Origin of the sequence: Clostridium sp. UBA4395, from assembly GCF_002390995.1 — a bacterium.
GTDB lineage: Bacteria > Bacillota > Clostridia > Clostridiales > Clostridiaceae > Clostridium_J > Clostridium_J sulfidigenes.
The window spans coordinates 1-18,385 of the sequence record NZ_DGRF01000025.1; the positions used below are offsets into that span (position 1 = coordinate 1).

The 18,385-nt window shown below is 27.8% G+C and carries 15 protein-coding genes and 1 riboswitch; of the genes, 6 read left to right on the forward strand and 9 right to left on the reverse strand.

Features of this window, described 5'->3' with window-relative positions; translation table 11 throughout:
* Positions 1-266 precede the first annotated feature (266 nt).
* Together B2694_RS03660 and B2694_RS03665 are read left to right on the forward strand one after the other, a co-directional pair.
* Complete coding sequence (locus B2694_RS03660) at positions 267-662, forward strand: FMN-binding protein (protein WP_346884620.1); 396 nt, start codon at positions 267-269, stop codon at positions 660-662.
* 254 nt (positions 663-916) lie between these two features.
* The gene (locus B2694_RS03665) at positions 917-1,957 is read left to right on the forward strand and encodes an FAD:protein FMN transferase (protein WP_346884621.1); all 1,041 of its coding nucleotides are present in this window, start codon (positions 917-919) and stop codon (positions 1,955-1,957) included.
* A gap of 33 nt (positions 1,958-1,990) precedes the next feature.
* Here B2694_RS03665 and B2694_RS03670 read toward each other — a convergent pair whose 3' ends face one another.
* From B2694_RS03670 to cobT, 9 genes are all read right to left on the reverse strand, one after another.
* Positions 1,991-4,882, reverse strand: coding sequence for a hypothetical protein (locus B2694_RS03670; RefSeq protein ID WP_346884622.1), 2,892 nt, complete (start codon positions 4,880-4,882; stop codon positions 1,991-1,993).
* 61 nt (positions 4,883-4,943) lie between these two features.
* Positions 4,944-5,516, reverse strand: coding sequence for an XRE family transcriptional regulator (locus B2694_RS03675; RefSeq protein ID WP_346884623.1), 573 nt, complete (start codon positions 5,514-5,516; stop codon positions 4,944-4,946).
* A 406-nt stretch (positions 5,517-5,922) separates the two neighbouring features.
* The gene (yjeM, locus tag B2694_RS03680; protein WP_346884624.1) at positions 5,923-7,440 is read right to left on the reverse strand and encodes a glutamate/gamma-aminobutyrate family transporter YjeM; all 1,518 of its coding nucleotides are present in this window, start codon (positions 7,438-7,440) and stop codon (positions 5,923-5,925) included.
* 154 nt (positions 7,441-7,594) lie between these two features.
* Positions 7,595-9,367, reverse strand: coding sequence for an aminopeptidase P family protein (locus B2694_RS03685; protein WP_346884625.1), 1,773 nt, complete (start codon positions 9,365-9,367; stop codon positions 7,595-7,597).
* A gap of 49 nt (positions 9,368-9,416) precedes the next feature.
* Positions 9,417-10,271, reverse strand: a complete 855-nt coding sequence (locus tag B2694_RS03690; RefSeq protein ID WP_346884626.1) for a DegV family protein — start codon at positions 10,269-10,271, stop codon at positions 9,417-9,419.
* A 301-nt stretch (positions 10,272-10,572) separates the two neighbouring features.
* Positions 10,573-11,388 carry an adenosylcobinamide-GDP ribazoletransferase gene (gene cobS / locus B2694_RS03695; protein WP_346884627.1) on the reverse strand — a complete coding sequence of 272 codons (816 nt, stop codon included), beginning with the start codon at positions 11,386-11,388 and terminating at the stop codon, positions 10,573-10,575.
* Positions 11,389-11,403: 15 nt separating this feature from the next.
* Positions 11,404-11,955 carry a bifunctional adenosylcobinamide kinase/adenosylcobinamide-phosphate guanylyltransferase gene (cobU, locus tag B2694_RS03700; protein ID WP_346884628.1) on the reverse strand — a complete coding sequence of 184 codons (552 nt, stop codon included), beginning with the start codon at positions 11,953-11,955 and terminating at the stop codon, positions 11,404-11,406.
* 45 nt (positions 11,956-12,000) lie between these two features.
* Positions 12,001-12,588, reverse strand: coding sequence for an alpha-ribazole phosphatase (gene cobC, locus B2694_RS03705; protein ID WP_346884629.1), 588 nt, complete (start codon positions 12,586-12,588; stop codon positions 12,001-12,003).
* A gap of 59 nt (positions 12,589-12,647) precedes the next feature.
* The gene (gene cobT, locus B2694_RS03710; protein WP_346884630.1) at positions 12,648-13,721 is read right to left on the reverse strand and encodes a nicotinate-nucleotide--dimethylbenzimidazole phosphoribosyltransferase; all 1,074 of its coding nucleotides are present in this window, start codon (positions 13,719-13,721) and stop codon (positions 12,648-12,650) included.
* 159 nt (positions 13,722-13,880) lie between these two features.
* Positions 13,881-14,053, reverse strand: a riboswitch (cobalamin riboswitch).
* Between the two features lie 275 nt (positions 14,054-14,328).
* Between cobT and B2694_RS03715 the strand changes: the two genes are divergently transcribed.
* From B2694_RS03715 to B2694_RS03730, 4 genes are all read left to right on the forward strand, one after another.
* Entirely contained in the window at positions 14,329-15,189 is an 861-nt protein-coding gene (locus B2694_RS03715; RefSeq protein ID WP_346884631.1) for a DMT family transporter, read from the forward strand.
* A gap of 237 nt (positions 15,190-15,426) precedes the next feature.
* Positions 15,427-16,521, forward strand: a complete 1,095-nt coding sequence (locus B2694_RS03720; protein WP_346884632.1) for an MGDG synthase family glycosyltransferase — start codon at positions 15,427-15,429, stop codon at positions 16,519-16,521.
* Positions 16,521-17,225: a polysaccharide deacetylase family protein gene (locus B2694_RS03725; protein ID WP_346884633.1), complete on the forward strand. Its 705-nt coding sequence runs from the start codon at positions 16,521-16,523 to the stop codon at positions 17,223-17,225. Before B2694_RS03720 ends, B2694_RS03725 begins: the two co-directional genes overlap by 1 nt.
* 2 nt (positions 17,226-17,227) lie before the next feature.
* Positions 17,228-18,274, forward strand: coding sequence for a lysylphosphatidylglycerol synthase transmembrane domain-containing protein (locus B2694_RS03730; RefSeq protein WP_346884634.1), 1,047 nt, complete (start codon positions 17,228-17,230; stop codon positions 18,272-18,274).
* Positions 18,275-18,385 lie beyond the last annotated feature (111 nt).

Below are 18,385 nucleotides of genomic sequence, written 5' to 3' on the forward strand. Positions count from 1 at the left end.
AGTGAAAGTGCACTATTATAGTTTAACCTAAAAAAAACAATATACATACATCAATGTATTTTTATGTTATTAATGTTAACTTTAATTATAAATTGTAAATAATTTTTTAACAAATTTCCTGGAAATATATTTACTATTATTTTAGTTTAGTTTATAATTAAATCATAAAAATAGTATGTTTTTTAAACCAGAAATATTTTTAGGAGGTAACATTAATGAATAAAAAAGTTCTAGCTTTATTATCATCAGTAGTTTTAACTGCTGGAATGTTAGTTGGTTGTGGTTCAAAAGGAATGAAAGATGGAAGCTATAAATCTGAATTTGACACTTTTGATGATCACGGTTGGAAAGGACAAGTTGAAATTACAGTTGCTGATGGAAAAATCACTGATGCTAAATTCGACTATGTAAATGAATCTGGAGATCTAAAGAGTAAAGATACCGAATATCAAGAAAAAATGACAAAAGTATCTGGAATTGGCCCTGTTGAGTTCTCAACTCAATATGCAGAAGCTCTTGTAGAGAAACAAGACCCTGCAACAGTTGATGCAATAACTGGAGCAACTACTTCTGGAGATGATTTTAAACTTTTAGCTGATGCAGCTATCCAATATGCAAATGATGGTAAAACTGAAACTGCAGTAGTTAAAGCTAAAAAATAGTATTTTCATAAATAGTATAGTAATAAGACTTTAGGATATCCTGAAGTCTTATATTTATTTCTCCATATTTATATAGTTATTACTAGTTTAAAAAATTCTATGTATTTTATATTTAAAAGTTTCACCTAATAAATTATAATGTTATTATTAATATAAAGATATAATTCACTTTAATAATGTTTTAACAATATATAAATTTTTTTATTTAAATATTAAAACTTTATATTACTATGCATATAACTAAGGAGGTCCCTATGAAACTTTTTAAAAAACTTTCTTGCATTTTAGTTCTATTTATAACTATTATTATTGTTGCAGGATGTGCAAATCAAAGATTACCTATTAAGCCAATTAGTAAAACAGAGCTAGTCATTGGTACAGTGTGTACCATAACCATATATGATAAAAGTGATACAACTATAATAGATGAATCTTTTGCTCGTTTAAGAGAACTAGAAAATATATTAAGTATAAGTAAGTCTAATACCGAATTGGATGAAGTAAATAGTATGGCAGGAATAGAACCTGTTGAGGTTAGTAATGATACTTTTAATGTGATAAAAAAAGGACTAGAATATTCTAAACTGTCCGGTGGTTCACTAGATATCACTATTGGACCTTTGGTAAAGTTATGGGGAATTGGTACAGATAATGCTAAGCTTCCCTCAGAAAAAGAAATTAATGAAAAAAAGGCTTTAATTGATTATAATAAAATTCAAATAGATGAATCAAAAAAAAGTATATTTTTAAAAGATTCCAATATGATTATAGACTTAGGTGCAATTGCAAAGGGGTATGCTGCTGATGAAATAGTTAAAATCCTAAAAAATGCTGAAGTATCCAGTGCAATTATTGATTTAGGTGGCAATATTTATGTACTCGGTGACAAGATAGATGGTACCCCTTGGAAGGTAGGAGTTCAAAACCCTGAAAAATCCGGTAGTGATACTATTGGATTTGTAAGTGTTAGTAATAAATCTATTGTAACCTCTGGAGTGTATGAAAGATACTTTGAGCAAGATGGTAAAAACTATCACCATATTCTAAGTCCAGATACAGGTTATCCATATGACAACAACATCTTAGGTGTGTCTATATTATCTAATAACTCTATAGATGGTGATTCTCTATCAACTACTTTATTTGCCCTTGGGGTAGATGAAGGTTTAAAACTTATTAACTCATTAGATGATGTTGAGGCAATTTTTATAACTAAGAACCATGAACTATACCTAACTAATGGCTTTAAAAAAGCATTTACCCTTACAAATAATAATTATGAAATAAAAGAATAATAAATGGCTATGGTAGTCCCATAGCCATTTATTTTAAACTAATTTATAGCATTTACTATTATTATATACCATATTATGATCAAGTTGTTTGATATATTTTAATACCTCTACATCTACAAATTTCATAAGAACTTCTAATTCCTCATTCTTTTTAGTAATCTCTTCATGAGATTTTGTCATATCCATCTCTGCTTGCTCAACTATATTTTTATCTATTGTAATATCATTTAGAGTTCCTTCAAATATATCTTTTATTTCTTCCTTCAACTTGTCTGAAAGTCCTCTTAAGTTTTCCATTATGTTATTGCTTAATATAGCAGCAATATTATCCTTATTTTCTATGACTTGATTTTTAATTTTTATTCTAGTACTTTCTGCCTTTTCTTCTGACTTCATAAACATTACCTTAATTCCACCAGCTACTGTACTTAAGAATTTCTCATTTGGTATTACAGTAACTTCATAATTAATACTATTTAAGAATTCATCATGTAATACTAAAAATTCCTTCAGTAGCTCTTCAAGTGGTTTTATATCTATAGGTTTAATTTTACTTGTAAAATCACTATAGGCAGATATTACAGTATCTCTATTATCCTTTATCTTTTCTATAGTCTCTTGATGGTATCCATATAGCTTTGAATACTTAGTTATATAAACCTCAAATTGCTCTAACATTAAATCATATATATTTTTATTACACCAATTTACAATAGTTTCACTAAATATCTTTTCAGCCTTATCCTTAAGTGTTGAAGTTTCTTCTAAGTCATCTATAGCATCTAACTTTTTCTCTATAAGATCAGGGATAATTATTGATATCTTTTCTTCAGCATATTTTCCTAAAAACTCTATATCACCCTGAATTTTTGTAAGAAATTCATTATAGTTTGATTTAACTTCATCTGCTAGGTTTATATATTCTGATACACATTCCTTAAGGGTATATCTTCTTTCCTTATAAACTCCATTTTTAAATTTTATGTCTTCCCTAATTCCATCTAAAGTTTTATTTATATTGGTCTTAAAGTCATTAAATTTCATACTTATTATATTTTCTGAAGTTTGTCCTATAAGTGTTTCTATTAACTCTCTAGAATCAGAAAAGTCTTTTTGGTCAAATAATACAATTTCTCTTTTATAATTTAGCATATTTTCCAATAAAGCTTTATTATAACTTAATGCTTCAGCCTTATAATCACTACTTTTTGTATTAATAAGAATAGCCAATATAGAATTGTTACAATCTTCCAATATATGTTTAATATAAGTTACATCAATATCCCTTAACTCTTTATGACCATCTATTACAATAATATTTTTATCTGCCATTTTACCATGAATAGACTTATCATAAGTTATAATACATTTATTAGGATCTCTTAATAAATTATTCTTTGTAATAACTTCACAACTATAATAATCTTTAATATATGATTTTAACTCAAGTTGTTCATTGCTAATAAACACAACATCCTTATCTTGTAAAAAGATCTTCTCTCCAACAATATTGTTTAAAGTTTCTTCTACCTCTCTATCTTGAATTGCATTAATACCTATTATTGTTTTTTTACTACTACTTCTAATAAAGTCACTAGTATCAAATTTAGATTCTATACCATAGATTGTACATATATCTTTTACATTATTATATAAGTATAGCCAAGGATATTCTCTTAAATTATAGTTTTCCCTTTTAGTTCCATCTATAGATATTTCTTTACATTCTTCTATATAATTAAGTAGCTCCTTATTTATATTAAATATATTGATTATGGACGATAACTTAGTTGAAGTTTCAATTGCTTTTTCATAATTATTGTTTTGAACCGCAGCATTCATTAAATAAAACGCAAAGTCAAATTCATACTCTCTTAAAAATACTTCTTTATACTTTCTTATTCTTATATCTTCATAAATTTCATTTAACACACACATTGCTTGAGAACAATTTATAAAATCTCCGTGTTTATAATCTATAATTTTAAAACTTTGTCTTAGATAACTTAATACTTTAATAAGTTGCTCTTCCTCTTGTCTGATACCTTTGTATAAACTTAAAATTAAAGTACTCCATTCTACAATTTTAAGCTCTTCCATTAATATATTACAGAACTTTATAATCTTATCTACACATTCTATATCTAGGGATTGTGCTTTTGTGCATATAGTATTCATTGCATTTATCCAATGAGGGATACTATCCTTACAATATTCCTCTATTGAGATATCTATGGCATTAGAGTAAGATTTTTCTGTTGTAAAATACTCTACAACATCTATATTTATTCCTTTAAATGAAGATAATATTTTTATTACATTTCTAGCTGCCTCATTTGCTTTATCTATAATGTTTAATTCTTTACTTGCTCTATATACGCAATAGTTTTTTTGTATGTATAATATTTCTTCTTCTCCAATTATACTTTCATATAAGTATAAAGCTTCTTCAACTTCAACCATATCACCAAGATTTTTTCTTGCCCACATTAATAGTTCAAAAAATACTACTCCACTTTTACATTGAATTTCTTCAGTTTGAAATTTATTTCCACTTTTTAAGAATTCCTCCATAACCTCTATTACTTTAGAAAAGTAATCCTTTGACAATTCAAATTCTTTTCTCTCAAAATATATTTCTCCTAGTGAGTAGTATGATACTATAAGATTTCTAAAATCCTCATACTCCATATTCCCAATTACTTTATAATCTAACTTTTCTATAATTTTTTTAAAAAACTCAGTAAGGTTTACTTCATTTACATCTATTCTAAATATATTTTTAACACACCAGTTATAATAATGCTTTACCATTAAGCAGGGTTCACAGGTAATCTTACTGTCTGTAATATCTAGATAAAAATTCAATTTACCTAAATTGTTTTCACACTGCTGAAGGAATTTCATCTGTTTTTTTAAAGACAATTCATTCACTCTCCTTATTTTATTTAGTCATACATGACATTTGTCTATATTTTATATGATGTTACTTTTCGCTAGTTGCTGCAGGATTAGGAACACTTGCAACTAAAATTTTGCATATTTTATTAGTATAGTTTGCATAGTTATGATTAATAGAAGATTTAAAATGTGCTGAATCACCGGGGTAAAGATACTGCTTTTCATCATTTATGAATAAAGTTATAATTCCTTCTAATACATATATAAATTCTTCACCTTCATGCTGATAAGTATTTAAATTTTCCTCTGTATTTGTAGGCAATATTTCAATTAATCTAGGCAATATAGTTTTATCTTCAGGATTATTTGATAATACATAATTAATATGAAGGGCATTATCTATTTTATATATATCTCTTTCATAACTCTTTTGTATAAATCTTTCTCTCCTCTTACTAGTTGATAGTAAAAAGTAAGATAATTCAACATCTAAAGCTTCTGCTATATTAAGTAAAGAATCTGTAGCTATACTGGTAAGACCTCTTTCTAATTGAGATAAAAACCCAGTAGATAAAGATGTTTTTTCGCTTAGTTCCTTTAATGTCATCTTTTTATTAGTTCTAAGTTCTTTAATTTTGCTTCCTATGATTTTATTCAACCGTTCCACCTCTTTGTTTAATTTAACTTTTTATATAGAGCCTAGCTGCTTTAACACTGTGGTTAGCTAACATGTAAGGAATAATAATGTCATCAACTAGAGCTACTGACTATTTGAGTATATGTTCAACTAAACTTCAATGGAGATAAAACTCCTTCTAAGCTAAGTTTCACTTGATATTAATATTATTACTCAATACCTAAGCATTGTCTAGCTAAGTTTATAATTTATAAATAAATTTGATAAATATAAATAAATGTTTATAAAATTTTCACCAAAATAAAAGACATATTAAAACTTCTATAATAATAAATTTTATATTTAAATGTTTTTATAAAATAAAGTCCAGATATTATTTATCTGAACTTTATAATCTTTAGAACATATTCTTCATTGCAAATTTTTCTTAATTATTTTTCTTTAAGTTCTTTTCATATCTAGCAAAAAGTACTAAGGCAACTATTGAAAAAAATATTGGCCCTGCAATACTCCATATAGTTTTAGCCATATCTCCATTCATAGCAGGCTCGATTATTGAGAAAAAGTTAGCAAATCCAACTGTAGCTGTTACTACAATCGTTACGAGTATTATAAATCCTTTACCTTTGAAAACTTGGAAAGGTTTCTGTATTTCCGCTCTTCTTTTAAATGATATAAATGCTCCAGACAAGAACATATATGGAATTGTCATAGCTACATTAGTCATGGCTACAAGAATACTAAAGAATTCTTCCATAGCTTCTCCACCAAATCCTACTAATAAAATCATAATTATTACTACTATAGCTTGAATAAGCATTGCATTCACAGGCATACCTTTTTTCATTTTTGCAACTGAATCGGGGAATAACCCCTTAGGAGTTCCTGCTATTAATTGCTTAAGTGGTGCATATGTTAATGTAAAGAATGCTCCTGTAAGAGCAAGTAGCATTGATAATCCAACAAATCTAGCTATCCAGTTACCAATTTGTACTGAAATAGCTTCAGTTGCTCCAAAGGTTACTCCAAGTTGATAACCTAAGTTATTCATTATAAGATAACCTACATTTCCCATGTGAACTATATCTCCATACTTACCATTTGTTCCAAGTATAGCATCCCAATTTGTAAATATTCCAACACAGAATAATCCTACTGCATATCCAACAGCTATGATTATAGCAGATATAGCAAGACCTTTAGGAAAGTTTCTTTCTGGTTCATCCGTTTGATCAACCAATCCTCCAACTACCTCAATACCACCAAAGGCAAATAAAGCAAATACCATAAATGATAGTATTGATATTGAACTTTGATAAGCTGGGTTAGGCGATGATATGAAAGTTGTAGAATTAACTATAGGTTGTGCTAATTCTCCACCATTTCCTATTAATATAACTATGGAACCTAGTATTAACAATATATTAAGTGCTGCTACAGCTGTACCTCCTACTGAAGTAATCTTTTTAATTTTTTCTATTCCCTTAGTTGACACAAAGGTAACAAATATAATCCAAAGAACAGCAAGTATGGCAAGAGTTTGACGCCCTCCAAAACCAAATATACTCCATGTACTAGTTGTATCTGTACCATAAATTGCATTAGATAAAGTTACCCATATTCCAGAAGATACATTAACCATCCATATTACCGTTGACGTATACCACATAAATGTCCCTATAAATGCATACTTAGCATTTACCGACTTCTCCATCCATGAATATATTCCTCCGGTTTCATTTTTAAATGCGGCTCCATATTCAGCCATCATAAATGCAAATGGAATAAAGAATAATATTGCAGCTATAATGAAGAAGGGTATTGAACCATACCCCATTAAATAGTATGACCTGGGCATATTATTAAAGCCATATACAGATGTAAAAATCATTAATATCAGTGCTGTGATAGATAACTTTTCTGTACTACCTTTCTTTGATGACATTATTTTTCCTCCTTTGTAGCTAAATTAAGTTTAAAAACTTAATTTTATCTAATTACTTATTAAATAAGTAATCTTATTTTATTTTTCACCATAATAAAATAAATATGTAAGAAAAATAAGAAACCACAAATATCCATTGTGGTTTCTTACTTTTTTAAATCTCTTTGGTTGCATTTTTTAACCATAAAACCTCATCCTCTAATAAATAGGGACTTAACTTTTCTAATACTTTTTTATGATAATCATTTAACCAAGATTTTTCATCTTCATTAAGCAAAGGTATATTTATTGCATCTAATTCATATGGACATAAAGTTAAATCTTTAAAGCACATAAATTTTCCAAAATCATTTTTTTCTTTTTCTTGAACAGCTATTAAGTTTTCAATTCTTACCCCATGTTTATCAGCTTTATAAACTCCAGGTTCATTAGATACTATCATGCCTTCTTCTAAAGCAATTGGATTTAATTCTCTTCTTATCCCCTGTGGACCCTCATGTACATTAAGTAAATAACCAACTCCATGTCCTGTTCCATGTTTAAAGTCTAATCCTTTGCTCCAAAGAGCTCTTCTTGCTAAAACATCAAGACTACATCCCGGAGTTCCTTCCAAGAATATTGCTGTAGATAGATTTAGATGTCCTTTTAAAACTAAAGTATAATCTTCCTTTTCTTCTTCTGTAAGTTCACCTAGGGCTATAGTTCTTGTAATATCCGTAGTTCCATCTAAATATTGAGCTCCAGAATCTACTAGGAACAATCCTTTTGGTTGTAGTTTTAAACTAGACTCTTCAGATGCTTTGTAGTGAATTATAGCTCCATGAGGACCATATCCCGCAATGGTATCAAAGCTTATATCTATAAAATCCTCACCTTCTGCTCTAAGTTTTTTTAGTTTTTCAGCCGCTGATATTTCTGTTATCTCTTCATTATTTACATTTTCTTTTACCCACTTTATGAACTTTACCATAGCTATTCCATCTTTTATATGGGCATTTTCTATATTTTTAAGCTCTACAGAATTTTTTCTAGCTTTTAAATCCGTAGTTATATTCCTTTTTTCTATTGTGTTAACTTCTTTATTTATAGATTCCTTAAGCCATACATTAGTTTTGCTTGGATCAAAGGTTATATTTCCTTTAATTAACTTAAGATCTGATACTATGTCATTATAATCTTTTATAGATATTAATTTACTACTTAATAGACTTATAATTTTTTCATTTAATTTTTCCTTATCTACATATAGAATATACTTGTCATCACTAATTAAGAAATAACTTAAGAATACAGGATTACATTCCACATCTCCACCTCTTAAATTTAGAAGCCATGCTATATCATCTAAAGATGCTAATAATAAGTTATTTACATTAATATTTTTCATTTCTTCTTTTACTAAAGTTAACTTTTCTTCTACAGTTTTTCCTGCATAAGAATCTTCATGAATAAATATTTTATTATTAGGCATAGTTGGCCTATCTTTCCAGATAATATCAAAAATATCTTCTTCAGGTTTTGTTTTAATCCCCTTTTCTTTAAAAGCTTCTTCTAAATCATGAAGCTGAGAAACTGTAAACACCTTTCCATTAAAGCTGACAGTACCTCCTGTTTTCACATTATCACAGATCCATTGTGTATAGGTTTTAACACCTGATTCTCCCATACGTTCTAGTATGTATTCTGTACCTTGAATTTGTTGTTCCCCTTGAAGAAAATATCTTCCATCTACCCATAAATGAGCTTCTTTCTCCGTTATAACAACTGTTCCAGCAGATCCAGTAAATCCTGAAATCCATTGTCTCACTCTAAAATAGTCACTTACATACTCACTTCCATGATTATCTGAACTTGGAATAATAAAAGCGTCTATACTTCTTTCTTTCATTAAACTTCTTAAACTTTCAATTCTTGATTTAATATCCACTTTAACATCTCCTTATAAAATAAATTTTATTAATGTTTAAATATCAATCTTATTTTTCAGTATAATAAACAACTCCTACAGTTTTAGGTCCTACATGACATCCTATCACAGGCCCAATGCATTGTATATCTACATCTATACCTAATATTTCTTTAATTTTATTAGCTAGAGCCCTTCCTTCTTCTTCACAGTTTATGTGATGAACTATTACCTGTCCAAGTCCTCTATTTTTTATATCCTTTTGTAATTTTTCTATAATTTTAAGTATTGCCTTCTGTTTTGTTCTAACTTTATCAAAAACTGAAGTCTTTCCATCTTCTACAGTAAGTATAGGTCTAATTTGAAGAAGTGCTCCAAATAAAGCGGCTGCTCCTCCTATACGACCACCCTTTTTCAAATATTCTAAAGTATCTGGTACAAATAAAAACCTACTCTTACTCTTTATAGCCTCTACTCCAGCTATAACTTCCTCCATAGATTTACCTTCCTCAGCCAGTTTTGCTGCTTCTAAAACTGCATAACCCATTTGCATACAGTTAGATGCTGAATCTATAACTTCCATCCTAGCCTTAGGATATTTGTCCATTATCATTGTTTTTATTAGTTGATTACAAGTAGCATATGTACCACTCATTTCTGAGGATATAAAAACTCCTAATGCTTCATGTCCTTCACCTATAACCTGGTCAAAGCTATTAAACAAATCATCTACACTTGGTTGAGATGAAGTAGGTATACTATCTAACTTCTCCAAGGTTTTATAAAACTTATCATTTTCAATTTCTATTTCTTTATTAGCTATATTATTTATAACAACACCTAAAGAAACTACAGTAATATCATATTTTTCTATGAGCTCCTTTGGTATATAACTAGTACTATCTGTTATTATTTTTATACTCATAAATCTTGCCTCCAAATAACAATAATTATATGCTTATTATTAATTATAATCATAATTAATATTTATTTTTATATTATATTTAATTCTAATATAATATTCTAATTTTCAAAAATATAAAACTCTCTACGGAGCTAACATTTAAGTAATATAATATTTAAGTAATATAATATTTAAATTAAGTTTGCATCCTAAATTTAAAATTCAAGATGCAAACTACAATATTAATTATATACAATTTTCTAAACAATATTATAATTATATCAATACCAGATTTAAAAATATATAGATAACCATTATTTTCTTAAAAAATTATACTACTAATTAGTATAAATAAAGCTAGCTCAACAATTTCATTATTGGCACCCAAGGTATCTCCAGAATGCCCTCCTATTTTGCTATTACAAAACAAATTAAATATTATAGTAACTATAAGTCCGCCAAGTAAAAGTATAATAATATATTTAATATTAAAGAATAAACTTCCAATAAGTAAAGTAAGAGTTAATGCTCCTGTAAAATATACACCATTAGTATTTCCAATGTAAAAATTCCCAGTACCTTCTTTCTTAGCTGACTTTCCTATTAAAGCAATAAATACAGTAAATAATCTACTTATCATTGGTACTACTATTATCATATAACCTATAGATTTTGTTCCTATATAATATATTCCTAAAGCCTTAACTGCTATATCTATAATCATGGCTAATACTCCAAAAGAACCTACTCTACTATCCTTCATTATCTCAATTATTCGCTCTCTACTTCTAAAAGAAAAGAATCCATCACAGGTATCTCCTAGTCCGTCCATGTGAAGTCCACCTGTAATAAATATTCCAACTATAACTGTAATTATAGCAACCATAGGTAATGGCAACCATATAGATGTAATATAAAAAATTAAATATTCAATAGCCCCAAGAATAGCTCCTACTACGGGAAAATATAAAGTAGCTTTTTTAAAGTTTTCTTTCTCACAAGCCAGAGATATATTTACTGGTATTCTAGTTATAAATTGGAATAACAAAAGAAAATTATTAAAGAAAATCTTTTCTTTTCCTATGGCTCCTAATACCATAATAGCTATTATAGCTAAAATTATCAAATTTTTAATCATAACACTGCTCCTCGTCTATCCCTTTATTTTTAGTCCTTGTCCACAACAAACTAAATATACCTCATCACAAATATTTGCTACATGTTGATTTATAAAACCTTGAATATCTCTAAAAATTCTAGATAATTTGTTTTCAGGCACTAATCCCCATCCAACTTCGTTGGTAATTAATACAACTTCCTTATCTAACTCTTTACACTTTTCTAAGAATAATGTAAATTCATTCTTTATGCTATCACATATTTTATCTATTTCATCATCACTTATATTATCGTAATTTGTAGTGATTTCAAACATTAAATTGGTAGTCATTATAGTAACGCAATCTAAAAAAATATATCTTTCAGTAAATCTCTCTATTTTTTTATATAAGTCTTTATAACTTTCTAAGGTTTGCCAATTTTTATTTCTGCTTTCCTTATGCTTTTCTATTCTGTGCTTCATTTCATCATCTGTTACTATAGCTGTTGCTATATATAATACATCATCAGTATGTTTAAGTAGATTTTCTCCATATTTACTTTTTCCACTTCTACATCCACCAGTAACTAAAGTTAATTTACTCATTTTCTTTCTCCTCTTCTTTTATCTTCATAAACAAATTAATTAATATTAAAATTCTACTGGAATTATACTATCAATATAAAAGTACCCGTATTCTAATTTAATTATGGACAAATCTGCATTTTTAGAATTAAACCTCCAATAATTATCTAAACTACCTTCCAATATATAAGTATATATTGTTCTTATAATTCCTCCATGGGTACAAATAAGTATATTCCCAACTGATTCTTTTTTTAGTTCTTCCATAAAGCTTTTCACTCTATTATAAACCTCTATAAAGCTCTCTCCCTTCTCTATGGAATACTCCTTCCAATCATTTGTCCAAGTATCATATTCTAACTTAAATAAATCTTGTAACTGCTTATAGTTTTTTCCTTCAAAGATTCCAAAGTTTCTTTCATTCAATCTAGAATCTACTTTAACCCCTTCTCCTTCATATATTTTTTTAAGGGTTTCCTTTGCTCTTTTTTTTTCACTACAAAACACTTTATCAAAGTTTATATGCTTCAATTTTTCTCCTACCAATTCTGCTTGCTTAATTCCCTTTTCTGTTAGTTCACAGTCTATATCTCCATAGTAAGTCTTTTTTATATTTTCTTCTGTTTCCCCGTGTCTAACTATATATATTTTCAATTACTACACTCCTTTATAAAAAGCTGTATATAAGTAACCTATCTACACCGGTTCATATTCTATTGTTTTCTTATATCTATATAATCCTTTTTATCTATGCCAGCTTCATTAAAGGAATCCATATTATTCATAGTAAAAACAGCACTCTCTATTATTCCAAAGGCTATTGGGCATCCACTACCTTCACCTAATCTCATTCCTAAACTAAACATAGGTTCAAGTCCTAAAGTTTTCATTGCATATTGTGCTCCTGGTTCTGCTGATAGGTGAGATGCAAACATATACTCTGATGCCTTTGAACTTAATTCCTTTGCACAAATAGCTGCTGCTGATGATATAAGCCCATCTATTACCACTGGTACTTTATATATAGCACCTCCTAAAAATACTCCACAAAGGCCAGCTATATCAAATCCACCTACCTTACTAAGCACATCTATTACATCATTTTTGTTAGGCTTATTTATTTCAATAGATTTTTTTACCATAGCCTTTTTATGGGACAATCCATTATCTGTTAGACCTGAGCCTTTACCAACTATTAAATCACTATCAATTCCAGAGAATACACTTATTATAGCTGCAGAAGTAGCTGTATTACCTACTCCCATCTCACCAGTTCCTATTAAATCATATCCTTGATTTTTTAACTCCTTAACAATATCAATTCCTATCTTTATAGCTTTGATAGCTTCTTCCCTAGTCATTGCAGGACCTTTAGTCATATTACTTGTACCATATCTAATCTTTCTGTTAATTATTCTAGGATCAGTAAATTCCTTATCCACTCCTATATCAACCACAGTAGTATCATTATTGTAGTATCTACTTAATATACACACTCCAGTAGTACCCTTTACAAAATTTTCTGTAACTGTAGCTGTTACCTCTCTTGGGCATGAAGAAACCCCTGATTCTTGGATTCCATTATCAGCACACATTATAACTATATTTTTCTTTTTTATTTCTTTTATACGCTCACCCTTAATACCACTAAGTTTTACAACAATCTCTTCTAAGACTCCTAAACTTCCTATAGGTTTGCTTAAATGATCTATGTAATTCTTAGAATTATTCATTACTTCTCTATTTACCTCTTCAATACCACTTAATAACTTTTTTAATTCATCCACTCTTATCACTCCATCTAAATTTATTCTGTAAAATTTATTCTTTAAATAGTTTTATTATAACTAAAAACACCCTTATCCTATAAGATAAGGGTGTTAATACACATAACTAAATTTATTAAACTAAAAAATAGTTTGATATACTCTTCCCTCCGAAGGTCTCAACTAACAAAGTTTTAGGCAGGTCTCCTGGCTAACGGCTTATCCTTATCATTCCCTTCCCAGTAAATTACCAGTGGTATCATGACTTGTATCCGTACACAGTAGCGGGGGCTGCAGTGGCTTTTAACCACTTTCCCTATTAAACTTAATGTACCTTAAACTATTATTCATTTAACTTAAATTATATACTACTAGCATAACTTATTCAACAATCTTTATGGACTCCATATTAAATAATACATATATAACTTTAAGTTATTAACTATAAATATAAATTAAATTTACATAACATTCGTAAATATCCCTATTCCCTTGAAAAATTTATGAAATAGTGGATAATTATAATTGATAAGTAATATCATTTGAATTACATTTATAACTTTACTATAATACATAAACTGTATTTTAAAATAGTTTATAAAAATTAACTTAAGATTGGAGACGTACTATGAGTAATAGAATTAAAGGAGTAATATTAATTATTTTATCTGCCTTTGGCTTTGCAATGATGTCTGCCTTTGTAAAGCTATCTGGAGATTTACCCTCTATGCAAAAGGCTTTTTTTAGAAACATAGTTTCTTTTGTCATAGCCCTTGGTATGATTATATATCACAAAGAAAGTTTCTTTGGCAAAAAAGAAAACCAAAAACTTCTTATTATGAGATCCACTTTAGGCACATTAGGAGTAATATTAAACTTTTATGCTATAGACCATCTTATTCTTTCAGATGCTAATATGCTTAATAAGCTAAGTCCTTTTTTTGTAATACTTTTCTCTGCTATCTTTTTAAAAGAAAGATTACAATTAAGGCATATTACTATCATTGCTATTGGTTTCCTTGGATCATTACTTATTATAAAGCCTGCTTTTAGTGTAGATGTAATTCCTTATCTCATAGGACTTTCATCTGCCATATTTGCTGGTTCTGCCTATACCTGCGTTCGAGCCATTGGAAACCGTGAAAAGCATTATACTGTGGTGTTTTATTTTTCTTGCTTTTCTGTAATAACAATTTTCCCATTTATGATATTTTCTTATACACCTATGACTTTGATTCAATTTATCTACTTAATATTAGCCGGTATCTTTGCAACTATAGGACAATTTGGAATTACTCTAGCCTATAAATATGCACCTGCAAAAGAAATATCAATTTTTGATTACTCTAATATAATCTTTTCAGCTATTATAAGCATAGTAATATTTAACCAATCCCCTGATATCATAAGTATTTTAGGATACATAGTTATATTTTCTGCTTCACTTTACATGTTTATGTACAATAAAAAACTAGATAACCTTAAATAATATTTTTAAAAGGATTGTCTCAAAGTTAATTCTTTTGAAACAATCCTTTTTATTATATATCTAAGGTCTTTCTTTCTCTATTTCATATAGTAATTTATTTTATATTTATGTTTAGCTTAATAATTTCCTCCAAATCTTTAATAAATCTTAAGATTTATTAAAGGTATTTCTTAAGATTTACCATGTAAAATAAAACCATAGTAAAAATTATGTAGAATTAATGGGGGGTTTTAAAATATGAAAATATTAATTCTTACAGGAAAATTTGGTATGGGCCATTATTCAGTATCTAAATCTTTATGTGAACAAATTCAGTCTAATCACCCTAATGCATCAGTAGTTATAAAGGATGTTTTCGATTATGCATTACCAACTTATTCTAATGCAATTTATAAGGCTTTTAATGTTATGGTGAATAAAGGTAGTGTATTTTATAATCAAGTTTATAAAATTACGGAGAATAGAAAGTATAATATGAATCCCATATTTTTAAAATACTTTCTTCCTAAGCTTGATAACCTAATTAAAGATATAGAACCTAATATTGTTATTTCTACTCTACCCTTTTGCTCTCAACTAATATCAAGGTATAAAATGAAATATAATCCAGCTCTTCCGCTTATAACTTGCATAACGGATATTAGTAGCCATTCAGAGTGGCTTAATGATAATACTAATTGTTATTTAGTTGGAAGTAACTCTTTAAAAAAGGACTTAATTTTAAAAGGTATTCCTGAAAACAAAATATTTATTAATGGAATACCTGTAAAAGAAGAATTTAAAAAATCTATAACTAATAGCTCTTCTAATGAAAAACAGCTCCTTATTATGGGCGGTGGATTAGGGCTATTACCCAAGTCTATGGAATTTTATAACCAGCTTAATTCTTTAGAAAATGTAAAGACTACAGTTATTACAGGAAATAATACTGAAATCTTTAATATGCTTTATGGAAAATATGAAAATATTAATGTACTTGGATATACTGATGAGGTTTATAAATATATGCAAAAATCAGATTTGATACTTTCTAAACCTGGGGGAATAACTTTATTTGAAAGTATTTTCTCAGAAACACCTTTAATTGCCTTTAAACCTTTTCTTCAACAAGAAATTAATAATACTAACTTTATATTAAATAATGGTATTGGAAAGGTTCTTGAAACAAGTCCTGATAAATGTTTTGATAAAATAAAAAAAATTATTTTTGATGATGCAATACTAGATAATCTCTCTAATAATATAAAAAATTTAAAAAAACAATTTGATTGCACATCAATTGAAAAAGTATTACTTACTTTAGAACCTAATATGGATGGAGCGTGTGCTTAATGTACTTTACTACTTTGACAGCTATTATTATAATTATTTTTCTAATTCACTCAATTATACCAACTTTATACAACAAATATATAAATTCAAATATTATTAAACTTACTAATAAAGATAATGAAATAATGCTAACCTTTGATGATGGTCCTGATGAAAGATATACTAATAATCTTTTAGATGTGCTTAAAGAAAATCAAATTAAAGCTACTTTCTTTGTTGTTGCAGAGAACGCTAAGAATAATCCTGAAATAATCTATCGTATGCATAAAGAAGGGCACACTATAGCACTACATTCTTTAGCGCATAAAAATGCTCTCTTTTATAGCTATAAATATACGAAAAAAGATTTTAAGAATAGTATAGAAATCATGAAAAACTTCAATTATCAAATCAACTATTATAGACCTCCTTGGGGACATAGTAATATCTTTACAAACTTTTTTGTTAAAAAGTATAATTTAAAAATGATTTTATGGGATGTTATGGCAGAAGATTGGAGTAAATACGCTACAGTAGATTCTATATCTTCAAAGTTAATACTACGTACTGATAGAAATTCTATTATATGTCTACATGATGCAGGAGAGAATTCAGGAGGTGCATTCGATGCTCCTCTTAAAACCATTGAAGCATTATCTACAGTTTTACCTAAGTTAAAGTTAGTAGGTTATAAATTTATAACACCAGAAAGGTTAGGACAATAATTGTGCAAAAATCTATAAAAAAAAACAAGTTTAACAACTACTATGGAAGTTTAATTTTTATGTTCTTACTCATTGCTATTACTTTTTACTTACTTTTTAAAGATGCTTCGATAGCTTCACTAATCTCTGTAATAAACACAATTAATCCTATTTACTTATTCATAGCATTTTCTATGATGTGTCTATTTATAATTTTTGAAGCTTATGTTATTTATATTATACTTAAAAATTTAAATAAAAAAGTACCTTTTAAAAAATGTATTGGTTATTCCTTTATTGGATTTTACTTTAGTTCTATTACTCCTTCATCATCAGGTGGTCAGCCAGCACAAGTATACTATATGAAAAAGGATAATATAAATATATCCTATTCTTCTTTAACTTTATTAATAATTGCCATAGTCTATCAATCAGTAATGCTTTTATATGGACTACTTATGTATCTTTTTAAATATACTTTTATAATAAATAATGTACGTGGCATTAAATGGCTGTTAATTTACGGAGTTATGATAAATGTATTTATAATAGGTTTTATATTTGCAGCTATATTTTCCAAAAATTTAGTTGGTAAGTTTATCAAATTTATTGTTGAACTCTTATCAAAATTTAAAATTATAAAAAATGCAGAGTATACTCTATCTAAAATTAATGTTCACCTTGATGAATATACTAATGGTGCTAATTATATTAAAAATAATCCTTTACTAATTGTTAAGGTTTTAATAGTTACAGTTTTACAAATCACAGCTATGTATTTAGTTCCCTATTTCATATATAAATCTTTTGGATTAAATACTTATACCATTATAGATGTACTTTCTATACAAGCCTTATTAACTATAGCAGTATCTTCTTTGCCTTTGCCTGGTGCAGTAGGTGCCACTGAAAGTAGCTTTATGATATTATTTAAAATATTCTTTTCAAAAGAATTATTGCTTTCTGCAATGTTATTAAGCCGTGTAATTAGCTTTTATGCATTTCTATTATTGAGTAGCATAATAACAATAATTATTCATATTAAAGCTAATGGTAGACATAAAATTTAACATAGTCATCTATATTAGTAATAAGCTCTGTTAGAAATTACAGTAATATAATATTTAATATTCTATTAGTTTATATTTAAACTAAAAATATGGGGCTGTCGCAATAGCGGT